Consider the following 16,753-nt stretch of genomic DNA (forward strand, 5'->3'; position numbering starts at 1 on the left):
GGGGGGCGGGCGAAAGACCACCGCAAGTGGCACCCCTGGCAGGGGCAGGTCAGGAAGGGAAGCCGGCGACGATGCGGGCCTGGCCCGCGGTGGGCTCGATCAGGGCCAGCAGGCGGCCGTCTGGGCCGAAGACGGCGTGCGGGACCGGGGCGAGCTCCGGGGTGCGGATGCGCACCCCGTGGCCGAGGAGTTCGGCCTGCTCCGCGTCGACGTCCCAGCGGGGGAAGGCCGCCGCGGCGGCGTCCTCGATGGGGAGGACGCCGAAGTCGCCGTCGAGTTGTTCCAGGGTGCGCGCCCCCGCCAGGTCGTAGGGGCCGACCCGGGTGCGGCGCAGTGCCGTGAGGTGGCCGCCGACGCCGAGGCCGGCGCCGAGGTCGCGGGCCAGTGCCCGGATGTACGTACCTGAGGAGCAGACCACGGTGACGTCGAGGTCGAGGGCGCCGTCGGCCGGACGGACGTCCTGGACGGTGAAGGACGAGACCGTCACCGGGCGCGCGGGGAGCTCGAAGTCCTCGCCCTCCCGCACCCGGGTGTAGGACCGCACGCCGTTGACCTTGATCGCGCTGACCTTCGAGGGCACCTGCTGGATCGGCCCGGTCAGCGACGCGATCCCGGCGTCGACGGCCTCCCTGGTGACCGCGGCGACCGCGGCGGGCGGCGCCGACGCGGTGACGTCGCCCTCGGCGTCGTCAGTGACGGTGGTCTGGCCGAGCCGGATGGTGGCGGCGTACTCCTTCTCGGTGAGCGCGAGATGACCGAGCAGCCTGGTGGCCTTCTCCACGCCGATGATCAGGACGCCGGTCGCCATCGGGTCGAGCGTGCCGGCGTGGCCGACCCGCCGGGTGCCCGCCAGCCGGCGCATGCGGGAGACGACGCCGTGCGAGGTGAGACCTCCGGGCTTGTCGACGACGACCAGCCCGGAGGAGGAAGCGGTGCGGGTCATGCCGGCGACGTACCGCCCTCGGGGCGGGAGCCGCCGTCGGGCTCCGGGCCGTCGTCGCCGTCGAGGTCCTCGTCCTCGTCGGCCGGCTTGCGGTACGGGTCGGCGTCCCCGGCGTACTGCGCGTCCGTGGCGGCCTTGCGGACCTCCTCGTCGGCGGCGCGGGCCTTGGCCAGCAGATCGTCTATCGTCTTCGCGTTGTCCGGCAGGGCGTCCGCCACGAAGGCCAGGCTGGGGGTGAAGCGCACCCCGGTCTGCCGGCCGACCTCGGAGCGGAGCACGCCCTTGGCGCTCTCCAGCGCGGCGGCGGAGGCCGCCCGCTCCTCGTCGTCGCCGTAGACCGTGTAGAAGACCGTCGCCTCCCGCAGATCGCCGGTCACCCGGGTGTCGGTGATCGTCACATACCCCAGCCGCGGGTCCTTGATCCGCCGCTGCAGGGTCTCCGCGACCACGACCCGGATGCGGTCGGCCAGCTTGCGCGCCCGCGCGGTGTCGGTCATCGTCTTCTTCTCTCTGTGTCCTTGGTCGTTCTGTGTCCGGGGTCGTTCGTCTCAGTCGTCGTCGCCGTGGATGCGCTGCCGTGCGGACAGCAGTTCCACTTCGGGACGGGCGATCATCCAGCGTTCGCACCGGTCGAGTACGTCCTTGAGGTGCCCGAGCTCTCCCGACACCACCGCGATTGCGATCTCCGCCCTGCGATAGAGGTCCTGTTCCCCGGTCTCCGCCACGCTCACCCCGAACTTCCGGTGCAGCTCGGCGACGATCGGACGGACCACGGACCGCTTCTCCTTCAGGGACCGTACGTCACCCAGGAGCAGGTCGAAGCACAACGTGCCTGCATACATGGGTACGACGGTACAGGCGACGGCCGGGGCCGATCGACGGGATTTTCCCCGCCGGCCGACCCCGGCCCGGAACCTGCGCCCGGCCGTACCGCACGCCACAGGGCGTGCGGTACGGCCGGACTGCGGCGTCAGCCGCGCGGCTTCTCGCGCATCTCGTACGTCGCGATGACGTCGTCGATCTTGATGTCGTTGTAGTTACCGAGGTTGATACCGCCCTCGTAACCTTCACGGATCTCGGTGACGTCGTCCTTGAAGCGGCGCAGCCCCTCGATGTTGAGGTTCTCCGCGATGACCTTGCCGTCGCGGAGCAGCCGGGCCTTGGTGTTGCGCCTGACCTCGCCGGAGCGGACCAGCACACCGGCGATGTTGCCGAGCTTGGAGGAGCGGAAGACCTCGCGGATCTCCGCGGTGCCCAGCTCGACCTCCTCGTACTCCGGCTTGAGCATGCCCTTGAGCGCGGCTTCGATCTCCTCGATGGCCTGGTAGATCACCGAGTAGTAGCGGACGTCCACACCTTCGCGCTCGGCCATCTGCGCGGCACGGCCGGCCGCGCGGACGTTGAAGCCGATGACGATGGCGTCGGAGCCGGTCGCCAGGTCGATGTCCGACTCGGTGACCGCACCCACACCGCGGTGCAGGACGCGGATGTCGACCTCGTCGCCGACGTCGAGCTGGAGCAGCGAGGACTCGAGGGCCTCCACCGAACCGGACGCGTCGCCCTTGATGATGAGGTTGAGTTCCTGCACCAGACCGGCCTTGAGCGCCTCGTCCAGATTCTCCAGGGAGAACCGCACACCCTTGCGGGCGAAGCGGACGTTGCGCTCGCGGGCGGCCCGCTTCTCGGCGATCTGACGGGCCGTGCGGTCCTCGTCGACGACCAGGAAGTTGTCGCCGGCGCCGGGCACGTTGGTCAGACCGAGGACGAGCACCGGAGTCGACGGGGTCGCCTCCTCCACGTTCTCGCCCTTGTCGTCCAGCATGGCGCGGACGCGGCCGTAGGCGTCGCCGACGACCATGGTGTCGCCGACCCGCAGGGTGCCGCGCTGGACCAGGACGGTCGCCACGGCGCCGCGTCCCTTGTCCAGGTGGGCCTCGATCGCGATGCCCTGTGCGTCCTGCTCAGGGTTGGCGCGCAGGTCGAGCGAGGCGTCCGCGGTGAGGATCACCGCTTCGAGCAGGCTGTCGATGTTCAGACCCTGCTTGGCGGAGATGTCGACGAACATGGTGTCGCCGCCGTACTCCTCGGCCACCAGCCCGAACTCGGTGAGCTGGCCGCGCACCTTGGTCGGGTCGGCGCCCTCGACGTCGATCTTGTTGACCGCGACCACGATCGGCACCTCGGCCGCCTTGGCGTGGTTCAGCGCCTCGATCGTCTGCGGCATCACACCGTCGTTGGCCGCGACCACCAGGATCGCGATGTCGGTGGACTTCGCACCACGGGCACGCATGGCGGTGAACGCCTCGTGACCGGGGGTGTCGATGAAGGTGATCCTGCGCTCTTCACCGTTGACGTCGGTGGCGACCTGGTAGGCGCCGATGTGCTGGGTGATGCCGCCGGCCTCGCCCGCGACCACGTTGGTCTTGCGGATCGCGTCGAGCAGGCGGGTCTTGCCGTGGTCGACGTGACCCATGACAGTGACGACCGGCGGGCGCGGCTGCAGTGCGTCCTCGCCGCCCTCGTCCTCGCCGAACTCGATGTCGAAGGACTCGAGCAGCTCGCGGTCCTCCTCCTCCGGGCTGACGATCTCCAGCACGTAGTTCATCTCGCCGGCCAGCAGCTCCAGGGTGGAGTCGGAGACCGACTGGGTGGCCGTGACCATCTCACCGAGGTTGAGCATCACCTGGACGAGCGACGCCGGGTTGGCGTTGATCTTCTCGGCGAAGTCGGTGAGCGAGGCACCGCGCGACAGGCGCACGGTCTGGCCGTTGCCGCGGGGCAGCAGCACGCCGCCCACGGACGGGGCCTGCATGGCCTCGTACTCCTGGCGCCGCTGGCGCTTGCTCTTACGGCCGCGCGCCGGACGTCCGCCCGGGCCGCGACCGAACGCGCCCTGCGTGCCGCCACGGCCGCCCGGACCACCGGGACGACCGCCGAAGCCGCCGGGACGGGGACCGAAGCCGCCGCCACCGCCGGGAGCACCGCCACCGGGACGCGGGCCACCGAAGCCGCCACCGCCGCCACCGGGACGACCGCCGCCGCCGGGACCCGCGGGGCGTCCGGCGAAGCCGCCGCCGCCACCGCCGGGACGACCGCCGGGACCGCCGCCGGGACGACCGCCGGGACCGCCGGTGCGGCCGCCGGGACCGCCACCCGGGCGACCGCCCGGGGAGGGGGCGGGACGCTGCGGCATCATGCCCGGGTTCGGGCGCGGCCCCGCGGACTGCGGACGGGGCATGCCGCCCGGCGAGGGACGGGCACCGCCCGCACCGCCGGGACCGCCCTGGCCGCCGCCGGGACGCGGAGCACCGCCGGGACGCGGAGCGCCGCCACCGGGACCCGCGGGACGCGGGGCACCGCCCTGGCCACCGCCGGGACGCGGCGCGCCACCGGGGCGCGGCATGCCGGTGGAGCCGGACGTGAAGGGGTTGTTGCCGGGACGCGGGCCCGCGGGCCGTGCGCCGCCGGGACGTGCGGCGCCACCCTGGCCGGGCGCGGGGCGCCCGCCCTGGCGGGGGCCGCCGTCACGCTGGCCTGCGTCGCGCTGGCCGCCGTCACGCTGACCGCCGGCCGGGGCCGGGCGGGCGGGACGGGGACCGGGGGTGGCGGCGCCGGGCCTGGACGGCTGGCTCGCCGGGGGTGCGGCGGGCGGCGCCTGGAAGTCCGCGGCCGGCACGGGTGCGGCGGGGGCGGGCTTGGGCGCGGCCGGGGCCGGCTTGGGTGCCGCGGGGCCCGGGCGCGGGCCGGGCGCCGGCGCGGAGCCGGTGCTCGGCGCGGCGGGGGCCGCCGGGGTGACGGGGCCGCCGGCTGCCGGCTTGGGGGCCGGGGCAGCAGGACGGGCCGGCGCACCCGGGGTGGGGGCCGGCCTGGCGGGGGCGCTCTTACGGGGTGCCGCAGGCTTCGCAGCGGACTTGCCGTTGCCGCCGGCCGGTCCCTGGAACGCGTCGGTCAACTTGCGGACTACCGGCGCCTCGATCGTCGAGGACGCCGAACGGACGAATTCGCCGAGTTCTTGGAGCTTGGCCATGACGACCTTGCTCTCGACTCCCATCTCTTTGGCGAGTTCGTATACCCGGACCTTAGCCACTTCGCTCCTTTTAGGTCCGGGGTGATCGTCCGCCGGACCGTCGCTACTTCATGGGCGTACTCATCGCGTACTCATCGAGTGCTCATCGCAATCTCGACCTACTTCCATCTCGCGAGGTACCTGATCGCACGGGGTGACCCGTGGCGTACTTCTTGTTGCCTTCTTACGGGGCTGCCTGCTGCTCGACAAACCGGCGCAGCTCCGCGGTATCGGGCGCCACCGGGCCTCGGAAGGCCCGGGCGAACGCCCGGCGGCGGACCGCCAGGTCAAGGCAGGCAAGGGCGGGATGCACATATGCACCCCGACCGGGCAGCGTACCGCGATGATCGGGAACGCACGCGTCCCCGTCCACCACCACACGCAGCAGTTCGTTCTTGGCCGCTCGCTGACGACAGCCGACGCACGTACGCTCCGGGCATGCTGATGACAGCGTCCGACCAGACACTCTTCAGTCTACCTCCCCGCACGGACCTCACTCCTTCGAGTGTGCCGACGCACGGTTGTTCGTTCACGGCAGCCGGGGATTCGGCCACGCGTGGTCCGGTTTCAGCCTTCCGGGCGTGCCTGCACCGGCGACCCGGGGCCGGAGGGCGCCGAGTCGGCGCCTTCGGTGTCGGGGCGGATGTCGATCCGCCACCCGGTGAGCCGGGCGGCGAGCCGGGCGTTCTGCCCTTCCTTGCCGATGGCCAGCGACAGCTGGTAGTCGGGCACCGTGACCCGCGCGGAGCGGGCGCCGGCGTCCACCACCTCGACCCGGGACACCCGGGCGGGCGACAGCGCGTTCGCCACCATCTCGGCCGGGTCGTCCGACCAGTCCACGATGTCGATCTTCTCGCCGTGCAGCTCGGCCATGACCGCCCGCACCCGGGCGCCCATCGGTCCGATGCAGGCGCCCTTGGCGTTGAGTCCCGAGCGGGCCGACCTGACCGCGATCTTGCTGCGGTGACCGGCCTCGCGGGCGATCGCCTCGATGACGACCGAGCCGTCGGCGATCTCCGGCACTTCGAGGGCGAAGAGCTTCCTGACCAGGTTCGGGTGGGTGCGCGACAGCGTCACCGACGGGCCGCGTACGCCCTTGGCGACCCGCACCACGTACGTGCGCAGCCGGATGCCGTGCTTGTACTCCTCACCGGGGACCTGTTCCTGCACCGGCAGGATGGCCTCCAGCTTGCCGATGTCGACCAGCACGTTCCTGGGGTCCTTGCCCTGCTGGACGACACCGGTCACGATGTCGCCCTCGCGGCCGGCGTACTCCCCGAAGGTGATGTCGTCCTCGGCGTCGCGGAGCCGCTGCAGGATCACCTGCTTGGCGGTCGACGCGGCGATCCGCCCGAAGCCGGAGGGGGTGTCGTCGAACTCGCGCGGCTCGGCACCCTCGGCCACCTCCTCGGGCTCCTCGGTCGCCCAGACCGTCACGTGCCCGCTGGTGCGGTCGAGCTCCACCCTGGCCCGCCGGTGGCTGCCCGGCTCGCGGTGGTAGGCGATCAGCAGCGCCGACTCGATGGCCTCGACCAGCAGGTCGAACGAGATCTGCCGCTCCTGCACCAGACCCCGCAGGGCCTTCATGTCGATGTCCACGGCTACGCCTCCTCTGTGGTCTCGTCGATGTCACTGCCGTCGTCGTCCAGGCCGTCGCGGTCCTGGATGTCGCCGAGGTCGTCGTCGGGCTCGCCGGCCTTGCGGTTGAACTCGACCTCGACCCGGGCCTTCGCGATCTCCGCGAAGTCCGCGCGGGCGGGCTTGGGCTTGCGGCCCTTGACCCCCGGCACCTCCAGGTCGAGACCCGTCTCGTCCACCGCCATGATCCGTGCGATCAGCTCGCCGCGCTCCTTGAGCGACAGCTTCACCAGCCGCCCCTCGTTGCGCCGGAAGTGGCGGGGTTCGGTCAGCGGCCGGTCGGTGCCGGGCGAGGTGACCTCCAGGACGTACTCCGTCTCGCCCATCACGTCGGACTCGTCCAGCGCCTGGGAGACCGAGCGGCTCACGGCCGCCACGGTGTCCAGCTGCACCCCGTCCTCGGCGTCCACCACGACCAGCAGCTGGCGGCGCCGGCCGGACGCGCTCAGCGTGACGTCCTCCAGGTCGAGACCGGCCTTGCCGACAAGCGGCTCAAGCAGCGCGCGCAGCCTTTCGCTCTGGGTGGTGCTCATCCGGGTGACTCCTCGGCCGCGTGTGCTGTTGTGATGGAAGGTCGCGTGTAAGGGCAAGGCTACCCGAGCCGGGGCGGCGCACCGCGCCACGCGGGCAGCCGTACACTCCCCCCATGATCCCGGAGGCGGCCGCTCGGCTGAGCAGGCGGAGTGTGGTGGCGGCAGCGGTCGTGGCGGTCGGCGGCGGGTGTGGCAAGGGTCCTGACGGTCCGTCGGGCGGCCGGGCGGCGCAGGCGCCCGCCGTGCTCCCCGGGGTCGCGGAGCAGGCGCGGGCGGTTCGCGACAGCACGGAACTGATCGGGCGTTACGACGCCGCCGCGGCGGCGCACCCCACGCTCGCCGCCCGGCTGCGGCCGCTGCGGGCCGAGGTCGCGCGGCACATCGAGGCCTTCGGCGGCAAGGCGCCCGCCGCCGCGCCGCACAAGGACGCGGACACCGGGACCGCGGCCGAGGCGCTGGCCGGCATCGCCGCCGCCGAGCGCGCCCTGGCCGACCGCAGGGCGGCCGCCGTCCTGACGGTGCCCGGCGACCTGGCCCGGCTGCTGGCGTCGGTGGCGGCTGCGGGCGCGGGACACGCGGCGCTGCTCGGCGAGAAGTCCGGCAAGCGCCCGTCGAGCGAGGGGAAGAGCGGGGAATGAACGCGGTCATCGACGCCGTGCAGGCGGCGCTCGCCGCCGAGCATGCCGCGGTGTACGGCTACGGGGTGGTCGGCGGCCATCTGACCGGCAGCCGGCAGGCCGAGGCCCAGCAGGGCTTCGACGCCCACCGGGCCCGCCGCGACCACCTGGCGCGCACGGCCGCCGACCTCGGCGCGTCCCCGGTGACCGCCGCGGCCGGCTACCAGCTGCCCTTCGCGGTCACCGACGCGGCGGCGGCGGAACGGCTCGCCGCCTACGTCGAGGAGCGGGTGGCGGGCGCGTACGGCGACGTGGTCCGCAGCACGGTCGGCGACCTGCGGCGGGACGCGGCCGGCGCGCTGCGGGACGCGGCGGTGCGGGCCGTGCGATGGCGCGGCGGCAGCGTAGCCTTCCCGGGTCTGGCGGAACGCGGCTGAACGGCGCCGCCGGGCGCCACAAGCCGCACGGAGGGCAGGACACAGCGATGGGTTCAGCAGCGCACCACGGGCGGCCCGCCGCCGAGGGCCTCGAACCGCCCGAGCCGCTGGTCCGCACGGTCACCGCCTGGGAGGGCGACGCGGGCCGGGAGTGGCTGGCGCGGCTGCCCGGCCAGGTGGCGGGCTGCCTGGAGCGCTGGGGGCTGACCGTGGAGCGGGTCGTCGCGGCCGGCGGCCACATCAGCATGGTCGTGCTGGTGAGCGACCAGGACGGCGAACCCGCGGTGCTCAAGGTCGGCATGGTGAACCGCGAGACCGAGCAGGAGCACGCGGCGCTCGCGCACTGGGGCGGCCGCGGCGCCGTCCGACTGCTGCGGGCAGAACCCGCCGAGGGCGCGATGCTGCTGGAGCGACTGCGGGCGGATGTCTCGCTGCGCTCGCTGGCGGAGCCCAAGGCGATGCTGGAGGCCGAGGGCGTGCTCCAGCGGCTGTGGGTGCCGCCGTCCTGCGGGCACCCGTTCCGTACGGTCGCCGGGGCCACCGGCGAGCTGGCCGCGCTGCTGCGCGAGCGGCGCGCGGCGCCCTACGCGGCGGAAGCGCGGCCGGTGATCGACGAGGCACTCGCGGCGCAGGCCGAACTGGCCGGCTCCGCGGACTCGGTGGAGAGCGTGCTGCTGCACGGCGACTACCACCACGGCAACGTGCTGGCCGGCGAGCGGATGCCGTGGCTGGCGATCGACCCGAAGCCGCTGGTCGGCGAGCGGGCCTACGACCTGGCGTGGCTGGCCAGGGACCGGCTCTCCACGCTGGCGGCGCAGCCGGGTTCGCGGGCCACCGCCCGGCGGCGGATCGCGAAGCTGGCGGACGCGCTGGAGGTGGACGCCCGGCGGCTGCGCGGCTGGTCGGTGTTCCGCGCGGTGGAGGCGGGCGTCTGGTACCTGTCGGTCGGCGGCCGGGAGGACGGCGAGCTGCTGCTGGAGTTCGCCAGCTGGCTGTAGCGGCGGGCCGCGCCGGTCAGCGCTGGAGCGGCAGCGGGGCGCCCATCACCGCGTAGGGGCGGGCGGCGCTGGGGAAGTGGACCGGGCGGGCCAGATCGCGGTAGCCCAGGGCACGGTAGAGCCGGCGGGCCGGGGTGTCGCCGTCGATCGCGGACAGGATGCTGTGCGGCTCGGCGGCGGTGTCGGTGATCGCGGTGATCAGCCGGCGGCCGATGCCGCGGCTCTGGAAGTCCGGCAGCACGTGCAGCTCGGTGATCACGAAGGAGTCGTCGAGCCAGTCGTCGTTGCCCTCCCGGCGCAAGTAGGGCTGGACGACGCTGGACCACCAGTGCGTACGGTCGTTGGGCAGCCCGTACACGAATCCGACCAGCCGCCCGTCCGCGGTCCGCGCCTCCAGCGCCCGCGCGCCGGGACAGGCCAGGTGCCGCAGGACGATCTGCCGCCGGATCGCCACCTCCTCGGGCCCGAGCCCGAATGCGAGGGCCTGTACGGCGAGCGCCTCGTCGACATGTGCGGCGAGATCGCCCGTCCCGACCACCACGTTCTCCATGGGCGGCGACATTACTGCCTTCCACCGCCCCGCCGGCCGCCGGGCACCATCAGAACAGCACGGACATGAAGGCGCCGACCTCCGTGAAGCCCACCCGGCGGTAGGCGGCGCGGGCCGGGGTGTTGAAGTCGTTGACGTAGAGGCTGACCACCGGGGCGACGTCGCGGAGCGCGTAGTGCAGGACGGCGGCCATGCCGGACTCCGAGAGCCGCCGGCCGCGGTGCGAGGGGGCGACCCAGACGCCCTGGATCTGGCAGGTGTGCCGAGTGACGGCGCCGATCTCCGCCTTGAAGACCACCTCGCCGTCCTCGATGCGGGCGAACGCCCGGCCGTTGGACACCAGTTCGGCGACCCGGGCCTGGTAGAGCAGGCCGCCGTCGCCGGCCAGCGGCGAGACGCCGACCTCCTCGGTGAACATCGCCACGCAGGCCGGCATGATCACCTCCATCTCGTCCTTGCGCACCCGGCGCACCCCGGGGTCGGGCGCGATGTCGGCGGGCAGGGCGCGGGTGGTCATCAGCGGCTGGTGGCGGCGGACTTCGCGGGCCGGACCCCAGTGCGGTTCGAGCCGGGACCACAGGTCGGCGGTGGGGTCGGCGGGGCCGACGATGGACGAGCAGCGGCGCCCCGACCTCCGGGCCCGCTCGGCGAAGGCGGCGATCGCCTCCGAAGTGGCGCAGATCGGCACCAGGTTGGCGCCGGCGTAGCAGAGCGAGGTGAGCTTCCCGGCCGAGTACCAGCCCCACATCTCGCCGCCGAGCCGCCACGGGTCGAGCCCGGCGACGTTGACCCGGGAGGTGACGAACGCGTTGGCGACCGGATCGCTGTGCAGGACGGCCAGCGCCGCGTCCAGGTCACCGGGCTCCAGGACGCGGGCAGTCGAGTGGGTCAGCACGTGGACGCCTCACCGTCTTCGCCTTCTGGTCCGCTCGTGCAGGCGGGGAATGGACTGCGCACTTTACCTCGCACGGGCGTGCCATGCCCCACGCCCGGGAATCAGGGGTGTGGGGCGGACCGGAATCGAGCCGGTCAGGACACGCTCACCTGGGGCTCACCGGAGGCCACTCCGGCGTCCTCCATCTGCTCGGCGAGCTTCATGGCCTCTTCGATCAGGGTCTCGACGATCTTCGACTCGGGGACGGTCTTGATGACCTCGCCCTTGACGAAGATCTGGCCCTTGCCGTTGCCGGAGGCGACGCCGAGGTCGGCCTCGCGGGCCTCACCGGGGCCGTTGACGACGCAGCCCATGACGGCGACCCGCAGCGGCACCTCCATGCCCTCAAGGCCCGCGGTGACCTGGTCGGCGAGCTTGTAGACGTCGACCTGGGCGCGGCCGCAGGACGGGCAGGAGACGATCTCCAGCCGCCGCTGCCGCAGGTTCAGCGACTCCAGGATCTGGATGCCGACCTTGACCTCCTCGGCGGGCGGCGCGGACAGCGAGACCCTGATGGTGTCGCCGATGCCCTCGGCCAGCAGCGCGCCGAAGGCGACCGCGGACTTGATGGTGCCCTGGAAGGCGGGCCCGGCCTCGGTCACCCCGAGGTGCAGCGGGTAGTCGCACTTCTGGGCGAGCAGCCGGTAGGCGGCGACCATGACGACCGGGTCGTTGTGCTTGACGGAGATCTTGATGTCGCGGAAGCCGTGCTCCTCGAACAGCGACGCCTCCCACAGCGCGGACTCCGCCAGCGCCTCGGGGGTGGCCTTGCCGTACTTCTCCAGCAGCCGGCGGTCCAGCGAGCCGGCGTTGACGCCGATCCTGATCGGCACCCGGGCGTCGGAGGCGGCCTTGGCGATCTCCCGCACCTTGTCGTCGAACTGCTTGATGTTGCCGGGGTTGACCCGGACCGCGGCGCAGCCGGCGTCGATCGCGGCGAAGACGTACTTCGGCTGGAAATGGATGTCGGCGATGACCGGGATCTGCGACTTCCTGGCGATCGTGGCGAGCGCGTCGGCGTCGTCCTGTGTCGGGCAGGCGACCCGGACGATCTGGCAGCCGGACGCGGTCAGCTCGGCGATCTGCTGGAGCGTGGCACCGATGTCGGAGGTTCGGGTGGTGGTCATGGACTGGACGGACACCGGGGCGTCGCCACCGACGGCGACGGTTCCCACCTGGATCTGACGGCTTTTGCGGCGTTCGGCGAGCTTGATCGGAACATCCGGCATACCGAGCGAAATCGCGGTCATCTGCGTGGCTTCCCCAAGGTGTGACACAAGTCCCGACGTGGGCGGGCTCCGCTTCGAGGTTACGGCACCCGCCCCGCGTCTCTCACTCGGCTCAGGGCATTACGAACCCAGTTTGACCGGGTTGACCACATCGGCGATCAGCACCAGCAAGGTGAAGGACACAAAGATTCCGGCCACGACATAGGCGACCGGCATGAGCTTGGCCACGTCGAAGGGCCCCGGGTCCTTCCGGCGGAAGACCCGGGCGGTGTGCCGCCTGATCGACTCCCACAGCGCGCCCGCCACGTGCCCGCCGTCCAGCGGCAGCAGCGGCAGCATGTTGAACAGGAACAGCGACAGGTTGAAGCCCGCGACCAGCATCACCATGGTGGCGATCCGGTCGACGGCCGGCTCCTTCATCGAGAAGACCTCGCCGCCGACCCGCGCGGCGCCGACCACGCCCATCGGCGAGTCCGCCTTGCGCGGCGCCCCGTCGAAGGTCGCCCGCCACAGGTCGGGGATGCGCTGCGGCAGCCGCAGCAGCGAGTCGACGCCCTGCCGGGCCATGTCGCCCATGTGGCTCACCGAACTGGTGAAGGTCAGCGGCTGGATGTGGCTCGCCGGGCTGAAGCCGAGGAAGCCGGCCGTCACGGTGCCGTCCTCGACCTCGCCGTGGCTGTCGGTCTTCGCCACCACGTTCTTGGTGATCACCGGGTGCAGGGTGACCTGCCGGCCGTCCCGCTCGACCACGATGGTGGCGGGACCCACGCCGTTCCTGATGTCCTTGGACAGGTCGGACCAGTTGTCGACCGGCCGGCCGTTGAAGGAGACGAACTTGTCCTCCGGCTGCAGGCCCGCGGTCTTGGCCGGGGCGACCTTGTCGGTGGGCAGGCAGGGGTTGTCGGGGTTGCGTTTGGCGGTGTCGGCCTGCGAGATCACGCAGTCGCTGACCGAGCTGACCACCGTGGTCTGCTGGGCGATGCCGATGCCCATGAAGACCGACAGGGCCAGCGCGAAGGCCAGGATCAGGTTCATGAAGGGCCCGGCGAACATCACGATGACGCGCTTCCACGGCTTGCGCGTGTAGAACAGCCGCGTCTCGTCCCCCGGCTGCATCTCCTCGAACGCGGCGGAGCGGGCGTCCTCGATCATGCTGCGCCACGGCGAGGTGGAGCGGGCGGTGATCCGGCCGTCCTCGCCGGGCGGGAACATCCCGATCATGCGGATGTAGCCGCCGAGCGGGATGGCCTTGAAGCCGTACTCCGTCTCGCCCTTCTTGCGCGACCACACGGTGGGGCCGAACCCCACCATGTACTGCGGCACGCGGATCCTGAACAGCTTGGCCGTGGAGAGGTGGCCCAGCTCGTGCCAGGCGATCGAGACCATCAGGCCCACGGCGAAGACCACTATGCCGAGGACCGTCATGAGAGCGGTCATACGCCTGTTGCCTCCGATGTCCTGGCCAGTTCCACGGCCCGGGCGCGCGCCCAGGCCTCCGCTTCGAGGACGTTCTCGACCGTCAGTGAAGTTCCCGGAACGGGTGTGCCGTGTTCCTCGACGACCTTCGCGACGGTGTCCACGATCCCGGTGAACGCCAGCCGGCCGGCGAGGAAGGCGTCGACGCACTCCTCGTTGGCGGCGTTGAACACCGCGGGTGCGGTGCCCCCGAGGCTACCCACATGGCGGGCCAGCGCGACCGACGGGAAGGCGTCCTCGTCCAGCGGGAAGAACTCCCACGTCGAGGCCTTCGACCAGTCGAAGGCCGGTGCGGCGTCCGGCACCCGGTCCGGCCAGCCCAGGCCGAGCGCGATCGGCATCCGCATGTCCGGCGGGCTGGCCTGCGCGATCGTGGAGCCGTCGACGAACTCCACCATGGAGTGGATGTACGACTGGGGGTGGACGACGACCTCGATACGGTCGAAGGGGACGTCGTAGAGCAGGTGCGCCTCGATCACCTCAAGGCCCTTGTTGACCAGCGTCGCGGAGTTGACGGTGATGACCGGGCCCATGTCCCAGGTGGGGTGGGCGAGCGCGTCGGCCGGCGTGACCGAGGCCAGTTCCGCCCGGCTGCGGCCGCGGAAGGGGCCGCCGGAGGCGGTGACGAGCAGCTTGCGCACCTCCTGGCGGCGGCCGCCGAGCATCGCCTGGAAGAGCGCGGAGTGCTCGGAGTCGACGGGCACCACCTGGCCCGGTCTCGCGAGCGCCTTCACCAGCGGGCCGCCGACGATCAGCGACTCCTTGTTGGCCAGGATCAGCACCCGGCCGGCCCGCAGCGCGGCCAGCGTGGGCCGCAGGCCGATGGAGCCGGTGATGCCGTTGAGCACGGAGTGGCAGTCAAGCGCCGCCGCCTCGGTGGCGGCGCCGGGACCCGCGATGATCTCGGGCAGTCCGGCTCCCGGCCCGTACAGGTCGCCGAGCAGCTCGCGCAGCGGGCCGACGGCGGCCTCGTCGGCGACGGCGACGGTGCGCACGCGCAGCTGGTGGGCCTGCTCGGCGAGCAGCCTGACCCGGCTGCCGGCAGCGGAGATCGCGGTGACGCGGAAGCGGTCCGGATTGCGGAGGACCACGTCGATGGCCTGGGTGCCGACCGATCCGGTCGAGCCGAGGATCACGATGTCGCGGGGGCCGTCCGCCGGGTCGCCGGCGAGGTGCGGGCGGTAGTGCGGGTCTGCGAGAGCATCCGTCATGGGGACATTGTGTCGTGCGGAAGCGGTACGCCGTCCACTGCCCCGCACGGGCGGTGGGCGGCGTACCGCGCCCTGTCGGGCTCAGTGCACGGGTCGGTGCACGTTGGCGGTGTTCGACGGGCCCGGCTCTGCCTCGGCGATCCACGGTCCGTCCCTGCTGGGGTCGACGATGCCCGCTTCGAGCCATTCGGTGGCGCCGCCGAGCACCGCCTTGGTCAGGGCGCGGTCGGCGCTGTCGGTGTTGGTCCACAGCCGGTCGAAGAGCTCGTCGGTCCTGACCCGGGCCTGCCGGCAGAAGGCGTCGGCCAGCTGCCGGGCCTCCGGGCCGTGGTCGCCGGCCCCGAGGTGCTGGGCGCGCACGCAGGCCGCGCTCATCGCGAAGAGCTCCGCGCCGATGTCGACCACGCGGGCGAGGAAGTTCTGCTTGGTCTCCATCCGGCCCTGCCAGCGCGACATGGCGTAGAAGGTGCTGCGGGCGAGCTTGCGCGCGCTGCGCTCGACGTACCGCAGGTGGGGGGCGAGGCCGTCGAACTCGGCGTAGGAGTTCGGCAGCTGGCCCGGTCCCGCGACCAGCTTGGGCAGCCACTTGGCGTAGAAGCCGCCGGCCTTGGCGCCGGCCCTGGCCTTGTCGCCGAGCGAGGCGTCCGGGTCGATGAGGTCGCCGGCCACCGACAGGTGGGCGTCGACGGCCTCCCGGGCGATCAGCAGGTGCATGATCTCGGTGGAGCCCTCGAAGATCCGGTTGATCCGCAGGTCCCGCAGCATCTGCTCGGCGGGCACCGCCCGCTCGCCGCGGGCGGCGAGCGAGTCGGCGGTCTCGAAGCCCCGGCCGCCGCGGATCTGCACCAGCTCGTCGGCGATCCGGCAGGCGGCCTCGGAGCCGTAGAGCTTGGCGAGCGCGGCCTCGATCCGGATGTCGTTGCGCTCCTCGTCGGCCATCTGCGAGGACAGGTCGAGCACCGCCTCCAGGGCGAAGGTGGTGGCCGCGATGTAGGCGATCTTGGAGCCGACGGCCTCGTGCGCGGCGATCGGCTTGCCCCACTGCTCGCGGGCCGCCGACCACTCCCTGGCGATCTTCAGGCACCACTTGGCGGCGCCCACGCAGCCCGCGGGCAGCGACAGGCGGCCGGTGTTGAGGGTGGTCAGGGCGATCTTCAGGCCGGCGCCCTCGGGGCCGATGCGGTTGGCGGCGGGGACGCGCACCTGGTGGAAGCGGGTCACGCCGTTCTCGATGCCGCGCAGGCCCATGAAGGCGTTGCGGTGCTCGACGGTGATGCCCTCGGCTGCGGCCTCCACGACAAAGGCGGTGATGCCGCCCTTGTGGCCCTCGGAGGCGGGCACCCGGGCCATCACGACCAGCAGGTCGGCGACGACGCCGTTGGTGGTCCACAGCTTCACGCCGTCCAGCACGTAGTCGTCCCCGTCGGGGACCGCGGTGGTGGCGAGCCGGGCGGGGTCGGACCCGACGTCGGGCTCGGTGAGCAGGAAGGCGCTGATGTCGGTGGTGGCGCAGCGCGGCAGGAACGCCTGCTTCTGCTCGGGGGTGCCGAACATCTTCACCGGCTGCGGCACGCCGATCGACTGGTGCGCGGACAGCAGCGCGCCGACCGCGGGGCTCGCGGTGCCGGCCATGGCCAGCGCCTTGTTGTAGTACACCTGGGTGAGGCCGAGCCCGCCGTAGGCGGGGTCGATCTTCATCCCGAGCGCGCCCAGTTCCTTCAGGCCGAGGATCGTCTCGTCCGGGATGCGCGCCTCGCGGTCGATCCTGGCGCCGTCGATCGAGGTCTCGCAGAACTCCCGCAGCCGGGCGAGGAACTCCTCGCCCCTGGCTGCGGCCTCGGGGGCCGGGAGTGGATAGGGGTGGATCAGGTCCAGACGGAAGCGGCCGAGGAAGAGTTCCTTGGCGAAGCTCGGCCTGTGCCAGTCCTGCTCGCGGGCGGCCTCGGCCACCTGGCGTGCCTCGCGTTCGGAGACCTTGCGTGTTGCGACGGGTGCGGACACGGTTGCGTCACCTCCGGGTAGCCGGTTACCGACCGGTGCTACCAGTCCGTACTACCCGAATTCCACGGACCCCACCAGACAAGCCGTCAAGCCGTCAGTGGCCGGCCCCTCGCCGCGGCG

16 protein-coding genes are annotated in these 16,753 nt (G+C 72.5%); 3 read left to right on the plus strand and 13 right to left on the minus strand.

All coding sequences use genetic code 11. The annotated features are described in order from the left end of the window. Positions 1-49 precede the first annotated feature (49 nt). The 7 genes from truB to rimP form a co-directional block, all read right to left on the minus strand. Positions 50-943 carry a tRNA pseudouridine(55) synthase TruB gene (truB, locus tag OG702_RS09635; protein ID WP_327288433.1) on the minus strand — a complete coding sequence of 298 codons (894 nt, stop codon included), beginning with the start codon at positions 941-943 and terminating at the stop codon, positions 50-52. Further along, positions 940-1,440 carry a 30S ribosome-binding factor RbfA gene (gene rbfA, locus OG702_RS09640; protein ID WP_327288434.1) on the minus strand — a complete coding sequence of 167 codons (501 nt, stop codon included), beginning with the start codon at positions 1,438-1,440 and terminating at the stop codon, positions 940-942. Before rbfA ends, truB begins: the two co-directional genes overlap by 4 nt. Before the next feature lie 51 nt (positions 1,441-1,491). After that, positions 1,492-1,785 (minus strand): DUF503 domain-containing protein, encoded by a 294-nt coding sequence (locus OG702_RS09645; RefSeq protein WP_327288435.1) that lies wholly within the window; start codon positions 1,783-1,785, stop codon positions 1,492-1,494. A gap of 128 nt (positions 1,786-1,913) precedes the next feature. After that, entirely contained in the window at positions 1,914-5,030 is a 3,117-nt protein-coding gene (gene infB, locus OG702_RS09650; protein WP_327288436.1) for a translation initiation factor IF-2, read from the minus strand. A gap of 163 nt (positions 5,031-5,193) precedes the next feature. Next, positions 5,194-5,475: a YlxR family protein gene (locus tag OG702_RS09655; RefSeq protein WP_327288437.1), complete on the minus strand. Its 282-nt coding sequence runs from the start codon at positions 5,473-5,475 to the stop codon at positions 5,194-5,196. 101 nt (positions 5,476-5,576) lie between these two features. Then, the gene (gene nusA, locus OG702_RS09660) at positions 5,577-6,608 is read right to left on the minus strand and encodes a transcription termination factor NusA (RefSeq protein WP_327288438.1); all 1,032 of its coding nucleotides are present in this window, start codon (positions 6,606-6,608) and stop codon (positions 5,577-5,579) included. A 2-nt stretch (positions 6,609-6,610) separates the two neighbouring features. Beyond that, entirely contained in the window at positions 6,611-7,180 is a 570-nt protein-coding gene (rimP, locus tag OG702_RS09665; RefSeq protein WP_327288439.1) for a ribosome maturation factor RimP, read from the minus strand. Positions 7,181-7,293: 113 nt separating this feature from the next. Here rimP and OG702_RS09670 point away from each other — a divergent pair, with 113 nt between their 5' ends. The 3 genes from OG702_RS09670 to OG702_RS09680 are packed head-to-tail and all read left to right on the plus strand — an operon-like array spanning position 7,294 to position 9,232. Next, positions 7,294-7,818: a hypothetical protein gene (locus tag OG702_RS09670; protein ID WP_327288440.1), complete on the plus strand. Its 525-nt coding sequence runs from the start codon at positions 7,294-7,296 to the stop codon at positions 7,816-7,818. Further along, on the plus strand, positions 7,815-8,234 hold the full coding sequence (locus OG702_RS09675) for a ferritin-like domain-containing protein (RefSeq protein WP_327288441.1): 420 nt from the start codon (positions 7,815-7,817) through the stop codon (positions 8,232-8,234). The genes OG702_RS09670 and OG702_RS09675 overlap by 4 nt, the downstream gene beginning before the upstream one ends. A 47-nt stretch (positions 8,235-8,281) precedes the next feature. Further along, positions 8,282-9,232, plus strand: coding sequence for an aminoglycoside phosphotransferase family protein (locus OG702_RS09680; RefSeq protein ID WP_327288442.1), 951 nt, complete (start codon positions 8,282-8,284; stop codon positions 9,230-9,232). Positions 9,233-9,248: 16 nt separating this feature from the next. Here OG702_RS09680 and OG702_RS09685 read toward each other — a convergent pair whose 3' ends face one another. The 6 genes from OG702_RS09685 to OG702_RS09710 form a co-directional block, all read right to left on the minus strand. Beyond that, a complete protein-coding gene (locus OG702_RS09685; protein WP_327288443.1) occupies positions 9,249-9,782 on the minus strand; it encodes a GNAT family N-acetyltransferase in 534 nt (177 codons plus the stop codon). A 49-nt stretch (positions 9,783-9,831) separates the two neighbouring features. Next, positions 9,832-10,677 carry a GNAT family N-acetyltransferase gene (locus tag OG702_RS09690; RefSeq protein WP_327288444.1) on the minus strand — a complete coding sequence of 282 codons (846 nt, stop codon included), beginning with the start codon at positions 10,675-10,677 and terminating at the stop codon, positions 9,832-9,834. Positions 10,678-10,811: 134 nt separating this feature from the next. Next, a complete protein-coding gene (ispG, locus tag OG702_RS09695) occupies positions 10,812-11,966 on the minus strand; it encodes a flavodoxin-dependent (E)-4-hydroxy-3-methylbut-2-enyl-diphosphate synthase (RefSeq protein WP_327288445.1) in 1,155 nt (384 codons plus the stop codon). A gap of 99 nt (positions 11,967-12,065) precedes the next feature. Then, positions 12,066-13,382, minus strand: coding sequence for a M50 family metallopeptidase (locus OG702_RS09700; protein WP_327288446.1), 1,317 nt, complete (start codon positions 13,380-13,382; stop codon positions 12,066-12,068). After that, positions 13,379-14,632, minus strand: coding sequence for a 1-deoxy-D-xylulose-5-phosphate reductoisomerase (gene dxr, locus OG702_RS09705; protein ID WP_327288447.1), 1,254 nt, complete (start codon positions 14,630-14,632; stop codon positions 13,379-13,381). The genes OG702_RS09700 and dxr overlap by 4 nt, the downstream gene beginning before the upstream one ends. Positions 14,633-14,713: 81 nt before the next feature. Next, the gene (locus OG702_RS09710) at positions 14,714-16,633 is read right to left on the minus strand and encodes an acyl-CoA dehydrogenase family protein (RefSeq protein WP_327288448.1); all 1,920 of its coding nucleotides are present in this window, start codon (positions 16,631-16,633) and stop codon (positions 14,714-14,716) included. Between the last annotated feature and the right edge of the window lie 120 nt (positions 16,634-16,753).

The organism is Streptomyces sp. NBC_01198, assembly GCF_036010485.1.
GTDB lineage: Bacteria > Actinomycetota > Actinomycetes > Streptomycetales > Streptomycetaceae > Actinacidiphila.

Bases quoted from the DNA above. Each gene is read 5' to 3' on its own strand.
- truB (WP_327288433.1), bottom strand. From the start codon at position 943: ATGACCCGCACCGCTTCCTCCTCCGGGCTGGTCGTCGTCGACAAGCCC.
- rbfA (WP_327288434.1), bottom strand. From the start codon at position 1,440: ATGACCGACACCGCGCGGGCGCGCAAGCTGGCCGACCGCATCCGGGTC.
- OG702_RS09645 (WP_327288435.1), bottom strand. From the start codon at position 1,785: ATGTATGCAGGCACGTTGTGCTTCGACCTGCTCCTGGGTGACGTACGG.
- rimP (WP_327288439.1), bottom strand. From the start codon at position 7,180: ATGAGCACCACCCAGAGCGAAAGGCTGCGCGCGCTGCTTGAGCCGCTT.
- OG702_RS09670 (WP_327288440.1), top strand. From the start codon at position 7,294: ATGATCCCGGAGGCGGCCGCTCGGCTGAGCAGGCGGAGTGTGGTGGCG.
- OG702_RS09675 (WP_327288441.1), top strand. From the start codon at position 7,815: ATGAACGCGGTCATCGACGCCGTGCAGGCGGCGCTCGCCGCCGAGCAT.
- OG702_RS09680 (WP_327288442.1), top strand. From the start codon at position 8,282: ATGGGTTCAGCAGCGCACCACGGGCGGCCCGCCGCCGAGGGCCTCGAA.
- OG702_RS09685 (WP_327288443.1), bottom strand. From the start codon at position 9,782: ATGGAGAACGTGGTGGTCGGGACGGGCGATCTCGCCGCACATGTCGAC.
- ispG (WP_327288445.1), bottom strand. From the start codon at position 11,966: ATGACCGCGATTTCGCTCGGTATGCCGGATGTTCCGATCAAGCTCGCC.
- OG702_RS09700 (WP_327288446.1), bottom strand. From the start codon at position 13,382: ATGACCGCTCTCATGACGGTCCTCGGCATAGTGGTCTTCGCCGTGGGC.
- dxr (WP_327288447.1), bottom strand. From the start codon at position 14,632: ATGACGGATGCTCTCGCAGACCCGCACTACCGCCCGCACCTCGCCGGC.